The 17,829-nt window shown below is 63.1% G+C and carries 17 protein-coding genes; 3 read left to right on the top strand and 14 right to left on the bottom strand.

What is annotated here, in order from left to right:
- Nucleotides 1-30: 30 nt before the first annotated feature.
- The 10 genes from mutM to G9U53_RS02555 all read right to left on the bottom strand — a co-directional run bounded on the left by mutM (nt 31) and on the right by G9U53_RS02555 (nt 12,153).
- Complete coding sequence (gene mutM / locus G9U53_RS02600) at nt 31-900, bottom strand: bifunctional DNA-formamidopyrimidine glycosylase/DNA-(apurinic or apyrimidinic site) lyase (protein ID WP_165638292.1); 870 nt, start codon at nt 898-900, stop codon at nt 31-33.
- Between the two features lie 8 nt (nt 901-908).
- On the bottom strand, nt 909-1,682 hold the full coding sequence (rnc, locus tag G9U53_RS02595; protein WP_003942759.1) for a ribonuclease III: 774 nt from the start codon (nt 1,680-1,682) through the stop codon (nt 909-911).
- Between the two features lie 19 nt (nt 1,683-1,701).
- Nucleotides 1,702-1,884 carry a 50S ribosomal protein L32 gene (gene rpmF / locus G9U53_RS02590; RefSeq protein ID WP_007729318.1) on the bottom strand — a complete coding sequence of 61 codons (183 nt, stop codon included), beginning with the start codon at nt 1,882-1,884 and terminating at the stop codon, nt 1,702-1,704.
- Nucleotides 1,885-1,886: 2 nt separating this feature from the next.
- A complete protein-coding gene (locus G9U53_RS02585) occupies nt 1,887-2,447 on the bottom strand; it encodes a YceD family protein (RefSeq protein WP_007729319.1) in 561 nt (186 codons plus the stop codon).
- 189 nt (nt 2,448-2,636) lie between these two features.
- The gene (locus G9U53_RS02580) at nt 2,637-3,398 is read right to left on the bottom strand and encodes a DivIVA domain-containing protein (protein ID WP_003942696.1); all 762 of its coding nucleotides are present in this window, start codon (nt 3,396-3,398) and stop codon (nt 2,637-2,639) included.
- A 131-nt stretch (nt 3,399-3,529) separates the two neighbouring features.
- A complete protein-coding gene (coaD, locus tag G9U53_RS02575; RefSeq protein WP_003942776.1) occupies nt 3,530-4,024 on the bottom strand; it encodes a pantetheine-phosphate adenylyltransferase in 495 nt (164 codons plus the stop codon).
- Complete coding sequence (gene rsmD, locus G9U53_RS02570; protein WP_003942746.1) at nt 4,021-4,587, bottom strand: 16S rRNA (guanine(966)-N(2))-methyltransferase RsmD; 567 nt, start codon at nt 4,585-4,587, stop codon at nt 4,021-4,023. Before rsmD ends, coaD begins: the two co-directional genes overlap by 4 nt.
- Nucleotides 4,584-7,988: a pyruvate carboxylase gene (locus G9U53_RS02565; protein WP_003942675.1), complete on the bottom strand. Its 3,405-nt coding sequence runs from the start codon at nt 7,986-7,988 to the stop codon at nt 4,584-4,586. Before G9U53_RS02565 ends, rsmD begins: the two co-directional genes overlap by 4 nt.
- A 120-nt stretch (nt 7,989-8,108) precedes the next feature.
- Nucleotides 8,109-10,370, bottom strand: a complete 2,262-nt coding sequence (gene recG / locus G9U53_RS02560; RefSeq protein ID WP_003942757.1) for an ATP-dependent DNA helicase RecG — start codon at nt 10,368-10,370, stop codon at nt 8,109-8,111.
- 73 nt (nt 10,371-10,443) lie between these two features.
- Complete coding sequence (locus G9U53_RS02555) at nt 10,444-12,153, bottom strand: DAK2 domain-containing protein (RefSeq protein WP_003942755.1); 1,710 nt, start codon at nt 12,151-12,153, stop codon at nt 10,444-10,446.
- A gap of 333 nt (nt 12,154-12,486) precedes the next feature.
- Here G9U53_RS02555 and rpmB point away from each other — a divergent pair, with 333 nt between their 5' ends.
- Complete coding sequence (rpmB, locus tag G9U53_RS02550; RefSeq protein WP_003942669.1) at nt 12,487-12,678, top strand: 50S ribosomal protein L28; 192 nt, start codon at nt 12,487-12,489, stop codon at nt 12,676-12,678.
- A gap of 145 nt (nt 12,679-12,823) precedes the next feature.
- Nucleotides 12,824-13,618 (top strand): enoyl-CoA hydratase-related protein, encoded by a 795-nt coding sequence (locus G9U53_RS02545; protein WP_042450830.1) that lies wholly within the window; start codon nt 12,824-12,826, stop codon nt 13,616-13,618.
- Between the two features lie 66 nt (nt 13,619-13,684).
- Here G9U53_RS02545 and G9U53_RS02540 read toward each other — a convergent pair whose 3' ends face one another.
- Genes G9U53_RS02540 through G9U53_RS02530 form a run of 3 tightly spaced genes read right to left on the bottom strand, consistent with a single transcriptional unit; the run spans nt 13,685 to nt 15,918 of the window.
- Nucleotides 13,685-14,356 carry a uracil-DNA glycosylase gene (locus G9U53_RS02540; protein ID WP_042450832.1) on the bottom strand — a complete coding sequence of 224 codons (672 nt, stop codon included), beginning with the start codon at nt 14,354-14,356 and terminating at the stop codon, nt 13,685-13,687.
- Nucleotides 14,356-14,877: a gamma carbonic anhydrase family protein gene (locus G9U53_RS02535; RefSeq protein WP_042450835.1), complete on the bottom strand. Its 522-nt coding sequence runs from the start codon at nt 14,875-14,877 to the stop codon at nt 14,356-14,358. The genes G9U53_RS02540 and G9U53_RS02535 overlap by 1 nt, the downstream gene beginning before the upstream one ends.
- A gap of 9 nt (nt 14,878-14,886) precedes the next feature.
- Nucleotides 14,887-15,918, bottom strand: a complete 1,032-nt coding sequence (locus G9U53_RS02530) for a thiamine-phosphate kinase (RefSeq protein ID WP_080726669.1) — start codon at nt 15,916-15,918, stop codon at nt 14,887-14,889.
- A 77-nt stretch (nt 15,919-15,995) separates the two neighbouring features.
- Between G9U53_RS02530 and G9U53_RS02525 the strand changes: the two genes are divergently transcribed.
- Nucleotides 15,996-16,688 carry a DUF3515 domain-containing protein gene (locus G9U53_RS02525; protein ID WP_003942765.1) on the top strand — a complete coding sequence of 231 codons (693 nt, stop codon included), beginning with the start codon at nt 15,996-15,998 and terminating at the stop codon, nt 16,686-16,688.
- On the opposite strand, the gene G9U53_RS02520 is transcribed toward G9U53_RS02525, so the two are convergent.
- Nucleotides 16,689-17,795, bottom strand: coding sequence for a D-alanine--D-alanine ligase family protein (locus G9U53_RS02520; RefSeq protein WP_165638291.1), 1,107 nt, complete (start codon nt 17,793-17,795; stop codon nt 16,689-16,691).
- Nucleotides 17,796-17,829 lie beyond the last annotated feature (34 nt).

The raw sequence follows: 17,829 nt of genomic DNA, 5'->3' as shown, positions 1-17,829 counted from the left end.
CCACTCCGCCGAACCGAAGGGGCGGGAGACCTAGGCGATTCGCCGTACCCTCGGGGTCGGCTGGCACCGCGGGCAACTGAACGACGATCGATTCATGAACTTCTCACGCTTGATCGGCGCGCCGCATCGCGGGCACGGGAGGTTTTCCTGCCCGTACGCCGACAGCGACCGGTCGAAGTAGCCCGATTCCCCGTTGACGTTCACGTACAGCGCGTCGAAGGACGTACCGCCCTGATCGAGCGCTTCACCCATCACCGAGTGTGCCGCGGTCAACAGTTCTCGAAGTTTGGGCCTGGTAAGCGTTTCGGCGATTCGGTTGCCGTGAATCTTGGCGCGCCACAATGATTCGTCGGCGTAGATGTTTCCGATTCCGGAGACCACCGTCTGGTCGAGAATCGCGCGCTTGATCTCGGTGTGCTTGCCCCGCAGGACTTTCACGACGGATTCGAGATCGAACGCCGCATCCATGGGATCGCGGGCGATGTGCGCCACCGACTCGGGCAGCATCGTTCCGTCGACCTCGACGAGGGGTGAAATCGACCAGCCACCGAAGGTCCGCTGATCGACGAATCGAAGATCGGCCCCGGAATCGAGGGCCAACCGAATGCGTAGGTGCTTTTCCCAGTCGACTGTCGGGGGTTGGACCAGCATCTGTCCGCTCATCCCGAGATGAACCACCAGTCCGACACCGGCAGGCTCGAGAACCAGCCACAGGTACTTGCCGCGACGCTCTGCCGAAGCGATGGTCTGCCCGGTGAGTTGGCCGATCAAGTCCTCGGAACCGAGAATGTGGCGCCTGATCGCGCGGGGATGGAGTACCTCGACGGCCTCGATCGCCGCACCTACAGCATGAGACTGTAGGCCGCGGCGAACGACTTCGACTTCGGGAAGCTCAGGCAAGAGTGAACTCAGCCGGCAAGATCAGGCGTGTCGTCAGCAGCGACTGCGGTAGCAGCGGCATTCTCCGACATCGTCTTCCATGCCGAACTTGCTGCCTTCTGCTCGGCTTCCTTCTTGGAACGACCGACACCGACACCCAAGGGTTTGCCACTGATGAGAACGGTGGCCGTGAATTCCTTGTCGTGATCGGGTCCGGTGGCGGTGATCTCGTAAACGGGAACTCCGGCACCGTGTTCTGCGGTCAGTTCCTGCAGACTCGTCTTCCAATCCAGACCCGCGCCCAGAAGCGGTGCGCGAGTGAGTAGATCGTCGAACAGATCGAGGACGACGCGTCGCGCAGTCTCGATGCCGTGCTGCAGGTGGATGGCGCCGAGAATCGACTCCATACCGTCGGCGAGAATGGACGGCTTGTCACGGCCGCCCGTCATTTCCTCGCCCTTACCCAGCAGCAGGTGTGCTCCGAGTCCACCTTCACCCAGAGTCCTGGCAACCTCGGCGAGTGCATGCATGTTGACCACGCTGGCACGGATCTTCGCCAGATCACCTTCGGATTTGTCCGGGTGGGACAGGTAGAGATTTTCGGTCACCGTGACGCCGAGAACGGAATCCCCGAGGAACTCGAGGCGCTCGTTCGTGGGCAGTCCGCCGTTCTCGTACGCGTACGAGCGGTGCGTGAGAGCCAGGGTCAGAAGACCGGGCTCTATATCTACGCCGACAGCGGCGAGGAGCTTGTCGTGATTGCCCTCGCCGCCGGCGGCTGAAACTGTATTTTCGCTCGTCATAGTCTTTCTCCGGGGAGAACTAGACAGCAGCGGTTACCTGGCGGCCCTTGTAAGTACCGCATGACGGGCATGCGATGTGGGGAAGGGTCTGCTCGCCACAGCCACGGTTGGGGCAGGTAACGAGGGTGGGCACAGTGGTCTTCCACTGGCTACGACGCGACCGCGTGTTGGATCGCGACATTTTGCGCTTGGGGACAGCCACTTCTACTTCTCCTCGGCTTCGGTGATCACAAGATTTTCGCTGGTGTTTGATTCCACGCCAAATTTGGCCGCGAGACCAGCCCAGCGAGGATCAAGTATGTCATGCCCATGCCCAGATTCCGCAATCGCCAGGCGAATGCCACATTCTGAGCACAATCCCAGGCAATCGTCACTGCACAGAGGCTGGAGCGGAAGCGCCAGCCCGACTGCATCGACGATGACCGGTTCGAGGTCGATTTCGTCGTCTTCGACCGCGTAGACCTCTCCCTCTTCCGTCGTCTCCTCGGTGGTGCTGTCCGGGTAAGCGAACAACTCCGTGAGATAGATGTCCACGGTGTCGGTGAAAGGTTCAAGGCACCGCGAGCATTCACCCTTGGTGGGTGCGTGCACGTTTCCGGTGACGAGAACGCCTTCGGACACTGCTTCGAGACGAAGATCGAGATCTATGTCCGCGCCCGCTTCGATCGCGATCAGATCGAGACCGATACGGTTCGGGGACTGAATTGTTCTCTCGACGGTACGCATCGACCCTGGACGACGACCGAGCTTGACCGTGTCCAGCAAAAATCCCGCATCACTTGACTGATGCGACGAACTACGACGATGCGTTGACAAAGAGAACTCACCTAACTGTTGAAACTGGTATGGGCAACCACTCCACAATACGGCAGCTACAAGGCAAATCCCAATTCGATCCACGAAAAAGTGGGCCGCCCCATATCGGACGACCGACCCTCGACTGACTTGTCTGCTCTATCGGCGCCGCTCGGAACGACGATCGTCGTCCTGGTAGTCGGGAACCCCCGAACCCGTTCGAAGCTGTTGACGACCACGCCCGACCGATCGAACCGTTCCGGTGAGGAACTCTTCGAACTCGGCCAACTTGGTGTCCACGTACAGGTCACACTCCGAACGCATCCTGTCGGACTCGGCATGAGCGGCGTCGATCACTCGCGCGGATTCCGCGTGAGCTGACTGGACAACCTCGGTCTGGGACACCAGACGAGCCTGCTCTGCCGTTCCCTCCGCCACCGAATGTTCGTACGAGGCCTGGCCGGACTCGATCATCCGATCGGCCTCGGCACGCGCCCGCCCGGTGACGGCCTCGTACTCACGACGGCCGTCGGTGACGGTCCGTTCCGCTTCTGCTTCGGCGTCCTCGACCAACTGATCGGCGTGCGCACGCGCTTCGGCAACCATGCGATCGGCCTGAGCCTTGGCATCGGACAGAATCCGGTCGGCGTCGTCGCGTGCGTTCTCCACAGTCGAGGTTGCCTCGGCATTGGCGCTGCTGACAGTCTTCTCGGCGTTTGCTCGCGCATCACCGACCAATTTGTCGCGATGATCGAGGACGTCCTGAGCGTCGTCCAGCTCGCTCGGAATTGCGTCCCGGACGTCGTCGAGTAGCTCGAGTACGTCACCGCGAGGCACAACACACCCTGCGGTCATGGGAACACCGCGCGCCTCTTCGACAATTGCGACCAGTTCGTCCAGTGCCTCGAATACGCGGTACACAAGCAACCCCAATCTCTACCGGCCGAAATCGGCCCACATCGTCACCGGTCCACTCGGACCTGTGCCCGTTCCTGTCCAAGTTTGCCGGAAGAACGGCCAACGGGGTGTCGTCGCGGTCGGTGTGTCGGGGATCAGCTGTTTTCGGCTGCTCGCTCGGCGATACGTGCAAGTAGCCGAGAATGCACTTTGGCCGGCAACATGTCGGAGACGTCGCCGCCGAAAGTCGCGACTTCCTTCACCAGAGAACTCGACAGGTAGCTGTACGTCGGATTCGTGGCGACGAACAGTGTGTCGACGCCCGTGAGCTTCTGATTCATCTGAGCCATCTGCAGCTCGTAATCGAAGTCGTTCGCGCCGCGCAGACCCTTGACGATCGCGCTGAGGCCTTCTTGTTTCGCGTAGTCGACCAACAATCCGTGCCACGACGTGACGCGAACGTTGGGCAGGTGACTCGTCGCGTCTTCGAGCATCTCGATCCGCTCGTCGATCGTGAACATGCCACGCTTGCTCTTGTTGATCAGCACGGTGACCACGACCTCGTCGAATTGCGCAGCAACTCTTCCGATTACGTCGAGGTGACCGTTGGTCACAGGGTCGAAGGATCCGGGGCAGACGGCGCCAGTCATGAGTCCAGACCGTAGCAGGTGGCCAGCTCGATGCGGGCTTCACCGTAGTTCTTGGCCTTGATCGGCTCGTAGCCCTGAGGCCACACGGTCTCCGGCGAGCGCGACGATCGTTCGAGTACCACGATCGTGCCCTCCCCCACCCATTTGTTGGCCTGCAGATCAGCGAGCATGGACACGACGGCTTCGTCGGTCACCGCATACGGTGGGTCCGCGATCACGATGTCGTATTCACGCGCGCTCGGACCCGAGACCACGGCCGCAACCGGAGCGGCGCGAACCGTCGCCCCAGGCAACGCGACAGTGCCGATGTTCGCCTTGATGACGGCAGCAGCCTTGGCATCCGATTCCACGAGAACAACGTGCTCGGCTCCCCGCGAGAGCGCCTCGAGGCCGAGAGCACCCGAACCCGCAAAGAGGTCGAGAACCGCGCACCCTTCGAGATCGATGCGCGCTTCGAGAGCACTGAACAGCGCCTCACGAACCCGATCCGACGTCGGACGGGTGCCGCTCGGCGGGACTCGCAGGCGTCGACCGCCCGCGAGTCCCGAGATGATGCGTGTCACTCTGCGGCGCTCTCCCCCGTCGAGACGACTACCAGCAGGTCTCCGCCCTCGACCTGTTGGACGGCGCTGATCGCGATCCGAGAGACGACGCCGGCGCGCGGCGAGGTGATCGCCGCTTCCATCTTCATTGCTTCGATCGTGGCCACGGTGTCGCCGGCCTCGATCTTCTGGCCTTCCTTCACCGCGAGCGTCACGACGCCCGCGAACGGTGCAGCCACGTGGCCCGGGTTGTTCTTGTCGGCCTTCTCCGCCACCGGTACGTCACTGGCAATGGAGCGATCGCGGATCGAGACCGGGCGCAGCTGGCCGTTCAGGATGCACATGACAGTGCGGTAGCCGCGCTCGTCGGGCTCGGAGATCGCCTCGAGACCGATGATCAGTTCCACGCCGGGAGCCAACTCGACCCGGTGCTCGTCGCCGCGCCGCAAACCGTAGAAGAACTGGTTCGCCGAAAGCCGCGACGTGTCACCGTACTTCTCGCGGTGTTCGAGGAATTCCTTTGTCGGGCCGGGGAACAGCAGACGGTTCAGCGTCGCCTGACGGTCCTTCGACGAGCCCTCGAGCAGCACCTCGTCCTCAGCGGACAACGTCGCTTCGGGCTTGGCCTGGCCACGTCCTTCGAGTGCCTTGCTGCGGAACGGTTCCGGCCAACCACCGGGAGGCGTACCGAGTTCACCGCGCAGGAAGCCCACCACGGAGTCGGGAATGTCGAACTTCGCCGGATCTGCGGCAAACTCCTCCGAAGGCACGCCGGCGCCGACAAGGTGGAGGGCGAGGTCGCCGACGACCTTCGACGACGGCGTCACCTTCACGAGATGCCCGAGCATGCGGTCCGCGTCGGCGTACTTGGCTTCGACCTCTTCGAACCGGTCGCCGAGACCGAGAGCAACGGCCTGGGTCCGGAGATTGGAGAGCTGGCCGCCCGGAATCTCGTGCGTGTACACACGTCCCGTCGGCGCCGGCAGTCCGGATTCGAACGGCGCGTACACCTTTCGCAGCGCCTCCCAGTACGGTTCGAGGTCGCACACGTTCTGCAGGTTCAGTCCGGTGTCGAACTCGGAGTGCGCAGCGGCGGCAACGATGGCCGAGAGCGCAGGCTGACTGGTGGTTCCGGCCAGTGCCGCCGAAGCACCGTCGACTGCGTCGGCGCCCGCCTGCCACGCGGCGAAATACGTGGCCAACTGTCCACCGGGGGTGTCATGCGTGTGGACGTGAACCGGAAGATCGAAGTTGCTGCGTAGCGCCGTCACGAGCTTGGTGGCCGCCGGAGCGCGCAGCAGGCCCGCCATGTCCTTGATCGCGAGCACGTGAGCGCCCGCATCGACGATCTCTTCTGCCAACTTCAGGTAGTAGTCGAGCGTGTACAGCGTTTCGTTCGGATCCGACAGATCGCCGGTGTAGCTCAACGCCACCTCGGCGAGGGCCGTTCCGGTCTCACGCACCGCGTCGATGGCAGGGCGCATCTGGTCGACGTTGTTGAGCGCGTCGAAGATTCGGAAGATGTCGATGCCGGTGTCGGTGGCTTCCTGAACGAATGCGCGCGTGACCTTTTCGGGATACGGCGTGTAGCCCACCGTGTTTCGACCGCGAAGAAGCATCTGGAGGCAGATGTTGGGAATCGCCTCGCGCAATGCGGCAAGCCGGTACCACGGATCCTCGTGCAGGAAGCGAAGTCCCACATCGTAGGTCGCGCCGCCCCAGGCTTCGATCGAGAGCAGTTCCGGCGTCAACCGCGCAACGTGCCCGGCAACTCCGAGCAGTCCGCTGGTTCGAACTCGCGTGGCCAACAACGACTGGTGCGCGTCACGGAAGGTGGTGTCGGTGACGCCGACGGCCTTCTGCTCACGCAGTGCCTTCGCGAAACCTTCGGGTCCGAGTTCGAGCAGGCGCTGACGGCTACCGGCAGGAGGGGGTGTCGAAAGATCGATCTTGGGCAGCTTGTCCTGCGGGTACACCGCCGAGGGACGCTCCCCGTGCGGCTTGTTGACAGTCACATCCGCGAGGTAGGTCAGGATCTTCGTGCCGCGGTCTGCCGAAGAACGCAGAGTCAGCAACTGAGGACGTTCCTCGATGAAGGAGGTTGTCACGCGTCCGGCCCGGAAGTCCGGGTCGTCGAGAACCGCCTGCAGGAACGGAATGTTGGTCGAGACACCACGAATGCGGAACTCGGTGACCGCGCGGCGAGCTCGCGCCACAGCGGCTTCTAGGTCGCGACCGCGACAAGTGAGTTTGACCAGCATGGAATCGAAGTACGCTCCGACCTCGGCGCCGAGTGTGGCGCCACCGTCCAAGCGGATACCGGCTCCGCCCGGGGTGCGGTACGCGGTGATACGGCCGGTGTCCGGGCGGAATCCGTTTGCCGGATCCTCGGTCGTGATGCGGCACTGCAGCGCCGCGCCGCGAAGCTTGATCGTCTCCTGTGACAGACCAAGTTCTGCAAGCGTCGAACCGGACGCGATCTTGAGCTGCGACTGGACCAGGTCCACGTCCGTCACTTCTTCGGTGACGGTGTGCTCGACCTGAATTCGCGGGTTCATCTCGATGAAGACGTGGTTGCCGCGCTTGTCGAGAAGGAACTCGACGGTGCCCGCGCACGTGTATCCGATCTCCTTCGCGAAGGCGACGGCGTCGGCACAGATCTTGGCGCGCAACTCTTCCGAGAGATTGGGCGCCGGAGCGAGCTCGATCACCTTCTGGTGGCGACGTTGCAGCGAGCAGTCACGCTCGAAGAGGTGGATGACGTTGCCCTGCTCGTCGGCGAGGATCTGCACTTCGATGTGCCGGGGGTCGATGACGGCCTGCTCGAGGAAGACCGTCGAATCGCCGAAGGCCGATTCCGCTTCGCGTGCTGCGGCTTCGATCGATTCCTTGAGCTGTGAGCGCTCCGCAACGCGGCGCATTCCGCGCCCACCGCCGCCTGCGACAGCCTTGACGAAGAGCGGGAAGGTCATGTCCTCGGCGGCTGCGAGCAACTCGTCGATGTCCGCTGACGGCTCCGAAGACGCGAGCACCGGGAGACCGGCGGCCTTTGCCGCTGCGATGGCCCGAGCCTTGTTTCCGGTCAACTCGAGGATCTCGGCGGACGGGCCGACGAACTTGATGCCTGCCTCGGCACACGCCGCCGACAAGTCCGGGTTCTCGGAGAGGAAGCCGTAACCGGGGTAGATGGCGTCGGCTCCGGCGCTCTTGGCGGCGGCGACGATTTCCTCGACCGAGAGATACGCGCGAACGGGGTGACCCTTCTCCCCGATCTGGTAGCTCTCGTCTGCCTTGAGACGGTGGATCGAATTCCGATCCTCGTACGGGAACACCGCGACGGTTCCGGCACCTAGTTCGTAGGCGGCGCGGAAGGCACGGATCGCAATTTCGCCGCGGTTCGCGACGAGCACTTTGGAGAACATTCGAGAAAACTACCCCGATTTCATCTTGCGTCTACATGCGGAGTCTCATATTTCGGACTGAATCGAGAAACCAACCCGGCGGTCCTCGTGCTATTCGATTTCAGCTTGTCGTCATACCCTTCACGACTTCTCGAGGTACTCGATCCGGTCGGAGTCCAGGGCAGCGGTCACCATGGAAGCGAGGGCGGGATGACCGTCGAGCGACGGATCGGAGTCGACGATTCCCTGAGCGAACTCCCTGGCGGACTCGAGGATGTCTCCATGGGCCATGAGGGAAAGCAGCCGCAGATTCGAGGTTGTGCCCGACTGCGCCGCACCGAGGATGTCTCCTTCACGTCTGGTCGCGAGGTCGAGTTGAGCCAGTTCGAACCCGTCGTTGGTCGCTGCCACCGCCGAGAGCCGCTCGTACGCCGGCCCCCCGGGATTGCTTCCGGTGACGAGGATGCACAGTCCCTGGTGTTTCCCTCGACCGACGCGGCCACGCAACTGATGGAGCTGACTGACGCCGAACCGCTCGGCGTCGACGATCACCATCACCGTCGCATTCGGAACGTCGACACCGACTTCGACAACGGTCGTACAGACGAGGACGTCGATGTCACCGACGTTGAACGCGCTCATCACCACGTCCTTTTCGTCGGAAGGCAGTCGACCGTGCAGCAACCCGACTCGCAGATCGGCCAGCGGACCACTCGACAGCTCTTCGAAGACGTCGACCGCCGACTTGGTCTCGGGCTGCTTCTCCTCGGTGAACTGATCTTCGCCTGCACCCTGCTCGCCGTCACCGATCCGCGAGCACACGACATACGCCTGACGGCCGTCGGCGACGTCCTCACGGATTCGTTCCCATGCGCGATCGACCCACTGCGGCTTCTGCTTCGCGGGCACGACACTGCTCTTGATCGGGGTTCGCCCACGTGGAAGCTCTCGCAGGGTCGAGACCTCGAGGTCGCCGAGCACGGTCATGGCGATGGTTCGCGGAATCGGCGTTGCCGTCATCACCAGCAGATGCGGACTCAGTCCTTCACGGGCACGTGATCGCAACTGATCACGTTGCTCGACGCCGAAGCGGTGTTGCTCGTCGACGACAACCATGCCGAGGTTGAAGAACTCGACGTTGTCCTGAATGAGCGCATGGGTACCGATGACGATCCCGGCGTCGCCGGTCACGGCTTCGAGCAGCGCTGCGCGCTTCGCAGCGACAGGCAGCGAACCGGTAAGAAGGGCGATACGGGTGGAATGTTCGGCAGAACCGAGTTCACCACCTGCAGCCAGCGAGCCCATCATCTTGCGCAGTGATCGCGCGTGCTGATTTGCCAGGACCTCGGTGGGTGCGAGCAACGCGCACTGATAACCCGCATCGACGACCTGCAGCATCGCGCGCAGAGCCACGATCGTCTTGCCTGACCCGACCTCGCCCTGAAGAAGGCGGCTCATCGGGTGTGGGCGGGCAAGGTCGGTGGAGATCTCCTCCGCGACTGCTTGCTGTCCCTCCGTCAGAGTGAACGGGAGCATCTCCTCGAACTGGTCCGCGATCCCGCCGGCGACCGGAGCGCAGGCCGGAGCCACACGCTCGGAATTGTCGTGACGACGCATCGCGAGGACCAACTGCAGAGACAGCGCCTCGTCGAAACGCAGACGATCCTGTGCTCGTTCGATGTCTTCCTTGGTATCTGGCAGGTGAACGGTGCGCAGCGCCTCGTCCAAACCGATGAATCCGTGCTCGGCCCGAGTCTCGGCGGGCAACGGCTCCTCGATCGGATCGAGTTGGTCGAGCACTTGCCGCACGCATCGCATGATGGTCCAGCTCTCGACCTCGCGGGTCGCCGGGTACAGCGGGATCAACGCGCGGTCGAAGACGGACAGATCGAGTTCGGCGCCGGGATCCTGATTTGCGCGAGCCAGGCCCGCAAGGTCACCGGCTCCCTTGATGGATGCAAGCGGAACTACCGAATCCTCTTCGCCGACACGAGGTTCCGGGAGAATCAGGTAGCTCGGATGAGTGAGAGACCACTTGCCGCGGAAGTACTTCACCGTCCCGGAGAACATCGCCCGAACGCCGGGCTTGATGACGTGCCGCACCTTCTGCGGGTTGAAGAACGTGACGTCGACGGTCTGCGAATCAGTCGCCAGCGATACTCGCAACATCTGCCCCGGACGGTTCTTCATCTTCACGACGGCGGCCGACGCCACCCGCGCGATGATGGTGATGTGCTCACCCTCGGGCGGCTCCTTCTCGGCAAGTTCCTTGCCTGCCGACGCGTACCGGTGTGGGTAGTGACGCAGCAGGTCCTCGACGGTGCGGATCTCGAATGCCTCGTCGAGCGCGTCCGCGGTCTTCTTTCCCAGCAGCCGATCGAGTGGGTCGGCGAGCGTCGCCATCAGTTCCTCCAGCATAGTGTCGCGGTAAGCACACGTGTTCGTATATCAGCAGTCACCGACAGACCCGGTTCGATCACTCCACGCCCAACTGGAACAGGTCACCCGGCTGATCACCCTGATAGACGAGCACGTCGACGCCCGGGTGGTGCGCGACGACGTGCGCCTCGAGCTGCCCGGCCAGGTCGTCCGGCGCGTCGGCGCCCATGAGTAGGGTCACGAGTTCGCCACCGGATCCGAGCGCGAGGTCGACCAGTCGCGCACTCGACTCCGCGACGTCGGGACCGATGAGCACCACCTCGTGCCCCATCAGACCGATCGCGTCACCCGGATCACATGTCCCGACGTAGGTCAGCGAACGCTCGACCGCGATCCGCAACGATCCCCAGCGCGTGGCGGCCGCCGCCTCGGACATCGTGAAGCCGTCGTCGGCGACGTTGCGCTGAGGGTCGTGAACGGCAAGTGCTGCCAAGCCCTGGACCATCGACGATGTCGACAGCAGCAGAACCTGGTGAAGCGGATCGCGTGCAGCGGCACTGACTGCGACGAGTTCCTGCGCGGTCAAAGCTCCGTTCGGAAGCACCAGAACTTCGCTGCGTTCCATCTGACGAATGCGGCCGAGCAGTTGTGCGCGTGTCACCGGCGCATCGTCGCACCGAAGAACCGTCGCACCCTCACTCTCGAACAACGCCGCCGCGCTGTCACCGGCAACGACGGCCAGTACGCCGCGCGCGCCGGCCCCGGGGAATCGCCTCTCCGCCCGTGCCACCAACTGGTCGCGTTCGTCGACGAGAAAACTGCTGATGCGAATACCGTGCACCTTCCCGGCCTCGAGGCCGGCTTCCACGGCTGCACCGGCATCGCAGCAATGCACGTGCACCGACCAGCCGCCGAAACCGTCGCTGACGATGACCGTCGAATCTCCGAGGACGGACAGCCGCGTGCGCAGCGCCGTCATGCGATCGTCGTCGGAGTCGTCGACGAGGTACATGACCTCGAAATCCTGTTCCGAGTGATCACCACATTCGATCGGGCTCTTGTGAGCCCAATCGTGATCGAATGCGCTGACGTCGACAACTGCGCTCGACCTCGGGTCCGGCGTCCCCAGATCTTCGCGAACCTGCGGCTTCCCGGTCAGCACCTCGACAAAAGCGTCGAGGATCAGAACCAGACCGAATCCCCCGGCATCGACCACCCCGGCGGACGCGAGAACGTCCAGTTGCTCCGGCGTCTTGTTCAGTGCGACCGCAGCGGCGTCGGCAGCGGCGGCAACCACGGATGCAAGATCCTCGCCGCTCGGTGTCCTGGTGTCGACGCACTCCTGCGCTGCTTCTCCCGATGCGCGCAATACCGTGACGATGGTGCCTTCCACCAGATCGGAGACAGCCCGAGAGGCCAGCGTCGTCGCCGTGGTCAGCGAGTTCGCGAAGCTACGGCCGTCGATGTGCTCACCTTGAACGCTCTCGGCGATGCCCCGGATCACCTGGGAGAGGATCACTCCGGAATTACCGCGAGCACCGGACACGGCGCCCCGAGCCAGAGCGTTGGCGACGCGGCCCGCACTGCGGACGTCGTCCTCGATCGTCTCGGCGGAATCGAGTGCAGCCCGCATCGTGAACAGCAGATTGGTGCCGGTATCCGAATCAGGGATGGGAAAGACGTTGAGGCTGTTGATCTCACCGCGACGTTTCTGGAGGCTGTCGACCGCCCGGCGGGCCCAGCGCCGCAGCAGATGTCCGTCCGCGACGGATTCCGCTTCCTCGGCGACGCGTTGCACTTCCCCCACTGACGGTTCCCCTCGACGATGGAAAGACTGACGATGAAAAAGAGATCGGTGATCGGTGCAGTCGAGGGTAGTCCGACGCTTCTGCGCAACCGTCATTACCGGGCGGTTTGGCCATTCGGGCCGGAAGCGGTTACTCTTACACGGTTGCCTCGAACGGGCTACACGAAATAATGCTGCACTTTGTTTGTTGCTGATTGACTGTTTTCACGTTCGACTGCACAGTGAGCGGTCAAGGATCGGTTCGAAGTCGAGTATATTCGGATTGTAATTCTGGCTGCCCTACCGTGTAGGGTAACCACTTCAATATTCATTTCTAACAAGGAGTTCGCGACTATGGCTGCCGTCTGCGACGTATGCGCCAAGGGGCCCGGCTTCGGTAAGTCGGTCTCGCACTCGCACCGGCGTACCAATCGTCGCTGGAACCCGAACATTCAGTCTGTTCGTACCGAGGTTGCCCCGGGTAACACCCGTAAGGTCAACGTGTGCACCTCCTGCCTGAAGGCAGGCAAGGTCGCTCGGGGCTGATTGCCCGAGCACAAACTATTGCAGGCTCTGCCCCCGTCACTTCGGTGACGGGGGCAGAGCTGTATCCATGTGGCTGTATCTATGTGGCTGTATCTATGTGTCCCCGTGTTTCGCATGGCTGTCCGACACCCGTAATGTGCGTTGAGTGACTTCCATCGATGACCTGAGCAAAGTGACCCTCGACGAGGGCGTACTCCGCATCACCATTTCCACCGCCGCCAACGGCACCTCCCTCGACGACGAAGGACTGGTTCAGGGCGCGCAGGCGCTCGAGACAGTCGGAAACGACATCGGGAGCATCCTTCTGGTCGGCGAAGGCGCAAACTTCTGTGCCGGCGGCAACGTCCGTGCGTTCGCCGCAGCCCCTGACCGCGGCGAGTACGTCGCCGAGGTTGCCCGCGTCTTCCACGTGTTCGTTCGCGCGCTCGACGCTGCGACCGCTCCAGTGGTGGCCGGGGTCCACGGATGGGCTGCCGGCGCCGGAATGAGCCTGGTCTGCCTCGCCGACGTCGCAATCGGCGGCACCGGCACCAAGCTTCGCCCCGCGTACCCCTCCATCGGTTTCACCCCGGACGGCGGAATGTCGTGGACGCTTCCACGCATCGTCGGCGTGGCACGCGCTCGCGAGATTCTTCTCAACGATTCGGTGATCGGTGGCGACGAAGCCGTCCGCCTGGGGATCCTCACCCGACTCGTCGGCGACGACGAGGTCCAAGAAGAGGCAGCTCGCCTCGCCCGCGCTCTGGCCAACGGACCGAGTACGTCGTACTCGGGAATCAAAGCACTGCTGCGTTCGTCGCGGACGAACTCGCTCGCCGAGCAACTCGACGCCGAAGCCGCGTCCATCGCCATCGCAGCGAACAGCCCGATCGGACGCGAGGGCGTCGACGCGTTCGTCGACAAGCGTCGGCCCGATTTCACTTCCGCAAAGCAGGGCTAGTCGAACTGCCGTGCCGAACGTCGCGACTCGACGTTCGGCAGGCCGGTTCGTGCAGACACCGTTCGATCAGCCCAGATTCCAGTCGACCGGATCGGCTCCGAGTCCGGTCAAGAGTTCGTTCGCACGACTGAAGGGGCGCGAACCGAAGAAGCCACGCGAGGCCGAAAGCGGTGACGGGTGCGCGGATTCGATGATCGGTGTGTCGCCGAGCATCGGCGCGAGAGTGGCCGCGTCACGACCCCACAAGATCGCCACCATCGGCGACGACCGCGCGACCAGAGCGCGGATAGCCTGCTCGGTCACCGGCTCCCAGCCCTTCTTACGATGAGAAGCGGCTTGACCCGGCTGCACGGTGAGAACGCGATTGAGAAGCAGCACACCTTGTTTCGACCACGGCGTCAGATCGCCGTTCGGCGGTATCGGCAACCCGAGATCCTGGTGATACTCCTTGTAGATGTTGCCGAGACTTCGCGGAACCGGCCGCACGTCCGGTGCAACCGAAAAGCTCAACCCGACAGCGTGACCGGGCGTCGGATAAGGGTCCTGACCGACGATGAGCACTCGAACGTCCTCGAAAGGGTTCGTGAACGCACGCAAGACGTTCTCCCCCGCCGGTAGGTACTCCCGTCCCGCAGCGATCTCTTCGCGCAAGAACTTACCCATCGCGGTGATCTGCTCCGACACCGGTTCGAGTGCTCGCGCCCACCCTGGGTCGACGATCTCTGCAAGCGGCGCCATCAGTCGAGCCTGCGCAACGCGTCGCGGTAGTACGCCGCATTGGCTGCGTACATCTTGACGTTGCCGTCGAGGTGACCGAGCGGAACCTCGTATCCCGCACGGACCTTGGCGGGGACACCGAGTGCCATGCTGCGCGGCGGAACCTGCATCTTGTTGGCCACCACCGCACCAGCGGCGACGATCGACCCCGTCCCGATCACCGTTCCGTTGAGAACAACTGACCCCGACGCGATCAGGCAATGGTCCTCGATGGTCGATCCCTCGATGTGCGCGTTGTGGCCCACGACGCAACCGGAACCGATGACAGTCGCATCGACGGCGGTGCAATGGATGACGGTTCCGTCCTGGATGTTCGATCCGATTCCCACCGAAATGGTTCCGTAGTCACCACGCAATACCGCTTGCGGCCAGATCGAGGTACCCGATGCGAGAGTCACGGCGCCGATCACCACCGCGTCCGGGTGGACGTATGCGTCCGGATGAATGTCCGGAACTCTGTCTCCAAGTGCGTATACAGCCATGAAAGCAACCTATACCGCGGTGGTACCGGTGGTCGAAAAGCTGTGCCAGCCCCCGCCGCTCTCGCGAAGCGAACCGTCGACGCTCACGCCCGAACCGGCGGCAACCTCACCGATCACGATCCAACCCGACGGAATCTCGACCTCAGGCCCGAAAGTTGCTGCAAATCCGTGATCTTCACCACCGGAGAGGATCCAGTCCAGCGGATCGACGTCGAGCGCCTCGGCCGCCGATGCGACATCCGGTGAGGTCGGAACCGCAGCCGAGAAGATGTCGAACCGCACGTGCGAGGCCTCTGCGAGATGTCGAAGGTCCGCGATCAATCCGTCGGACACGTCCGTCATGGAATGTGCTGATTCTGCGGCGTCCCATGCCGATTGATACGGCGGATTCGGAACGCGATGGGAGGCAAGCAAATCTGGAAAGTTTGCGGGCTTGTCGAGCAGTACGGCTTCGTCGAGCAGTAGTGCCAACCCTGCTGCCGAGCAACCGAACAACCCGGCGACCGCGATCTTGTCACCGATCTTTGCTCCCGAACGCAGAACTGCCGCACGGCCACCGAGATCGCCGAGCACGGTCACCGACACCACGATCACCGGTGACTGGACCAGGTCACCGCCGACCACACCGGCACCCAGATCGGTTGCCGCGTCCCAGATTCCCGCGGAGATTGCGTCGACCACGTCGACGGGTGTCGAAGGCGGGCACCCCAGAGACACCGTGAAGGCCGTCGGCCGCGCTCCCATCGAGACCACATCAGCAGCGTTCTGTGCCACTGCCTTCCGGCCGATGTCGCGTGGTGAAGACCAATCCATTCGGAAATGTCGACCTTCGACCAACATGTCGGACGAGACAACCACACGGCCGTCTCCGGAAGTCACGATGGCGGCATCGTCACCCGGCCCCAATTCAGTGGTGACCGGTTGGATTCGGCCGAGAAGAGATCGCGCGATCACGTCGAACTCCCCCACCTGCTCGACAGTGGGCTCCGACCCGAACTCCGATGATGCAGTGAACTCCGATGATGCGATGAGTCTCTCCAATGCCGACGCAATTCGCTCGTAAGCGGCCTGCGGTACCTTCTAGCTGTGGTCGTGAATGCTTCTGCAAGCTCACGCGTGTGTCGGCAATCCTACCGATTCACCGACATGCTCTCAGAAGTGACAAGACCGCTGATCGACTGGACCAGGACCCGAGCGAAGAACTGAGCATGGCAGAAAACACCTCCACCGCAGACAACGCCGACATCGACCCCGACGGCGACGACGATCCGTCAGAGCGCCGCAGTCCGGCGCTGATCGCCACCGCCATCGCACTCCCGGTAGCCCTGATCGTCGGAGTAGTGATCGCGGCCGTCGTCGCGGGAAACAACCCTGAACTCTCGCCGGTTGCATTGGGACCCGTACCGGCACCGGCAGCGGAGTCGCCGGCCTGCGTTTCCCTTCTCGGCGCGCTCCCCGACAAGATCGACGACTTCACGAAAGCCGAATTGGTGGAACCTGCTCCGGCCGGTGCGGCAGCGTGGCAGCGCAGCGAAGGAGAGCCGATCGTCTTGCGCTGCGGACTCGACCGTCCGTCCGAGTTCGACCAGGCTGCAGCACTACAGGTCGTGAACGGTGTCCAGTGGTTCCAGGTCTCGGGAACCGACATCGGTTTGGCGGCGAGCACTTGGTTTGCCGTAGACCGCGGTGAATACATCGGTATCACGATCCCCGACGGGACCGGTCCGACGCCGATTCAGGAAATCTCCGACACCATCACGGCGACTCTCGAACAGAAGCCTCTCGACCCGGCGCCGGTCGCGGTTCCCTGATCAGCGAAGGCCGGTGCCGCGAGCGATGGCGGTGTCGACCAGAGTCGAAATCAAAGTGCGGTAATCGATTCCGGTGGCGTTCCACATCTTCGGGTACATCGAGATGGAAGTGAACCCGGGCATCGTGTTGATCTCGTTGATCACCGGGCCGTCAGCCGTGACGAAGAAATCGACCCGCGAGAGTCCCTGGCAATCGAGTGCCTTGAACGCGCGGACAGCAAGCTCTCGAATCTGGTCGCTCACCGACTCGTCGAGTTTCGCGGGGATGTCGAATTCACAGACGTCGTCGAGGTACTTGGTGTCGAAGTCGTAGAACGCGTCCGAATCGGCGTCGGAATCCGGCATCCGGATCTCGGCGACCACACTCGCCTTGACGTCGCCGTTCGGGAATTCGAGGACGCCGCATTCCACCTCGCGGCCGATGATCGCGCCTTCGACGATCACCTTGGGATCATGCAGGCGTGCATGAGCGATCGCCCCGTCCAGACCGTCCCAATTGCTCACCCGAGTGATGCCGATGGACGAGCCTCCACGAGCGGGCTTGACGAAAACCGGAAGGCGCAATTCCGCCTTCTGCTCTTCGGTCAGCGTTGCGGTTCCCGGTCGAAGCACGACCTGCACTCCGACGGGAAGTCCTTCAGCAGCAAGAAGCTTCTTCGTGAACTCTTTGTCCATGCCGGCGGCGCTGGCCAGAACTCCGGGTCCGACGTACGGAACCCCGGCAAGTTCGAGCAGACCCTGGATCGTGCCGTCTTCGCCGTAAGCCCCATGAAGAACGGGGAACACGACGTCGACCGACGCGAGCACAGCACCGGCGTCGGAGCCGTCGAAGGAGATGACCTCGCCCTCGCGGGTGGGGTCCGCGCTGAGGACCACCGACGTTCCGTCTTTGTCGACCGACGGCAGCGCGCGCCCGCTGATCGCGAGGGAACTGGGGTCGCTCGAACCGAGCACCCAGGAACCGTCGACAGTGATGCCGATCGGTATGACGTCGTACCGATCGGGGTCGAGGTTGCTCAGGACGCTTCCGGCGGAAACACAGGACACTGAATGCTCATTGCTCCGGCCACCGAAGATCACGGCCACGCGGGTACGACTGCTGTTCACGCGTCAAACCGTACCGCCGAATCGACTGCGGCAC

It is taken from the genome of Rhodococcus sp. D-46 (genome assembly GCF_011290655.1).
In the GTDB taxonomy this organism is placed as follows: Bacteria; Actinomycetota; Actinomycetes; order Mycobacteriales; family Mycobacteriaceae; genus Rhodococcus_F; species Rhodococcus_F qingshengii.
Note: the sequence above shows the minus strand (reverse complement) of the source record. Positions and strands in the feature narration are given on the sequence as shown.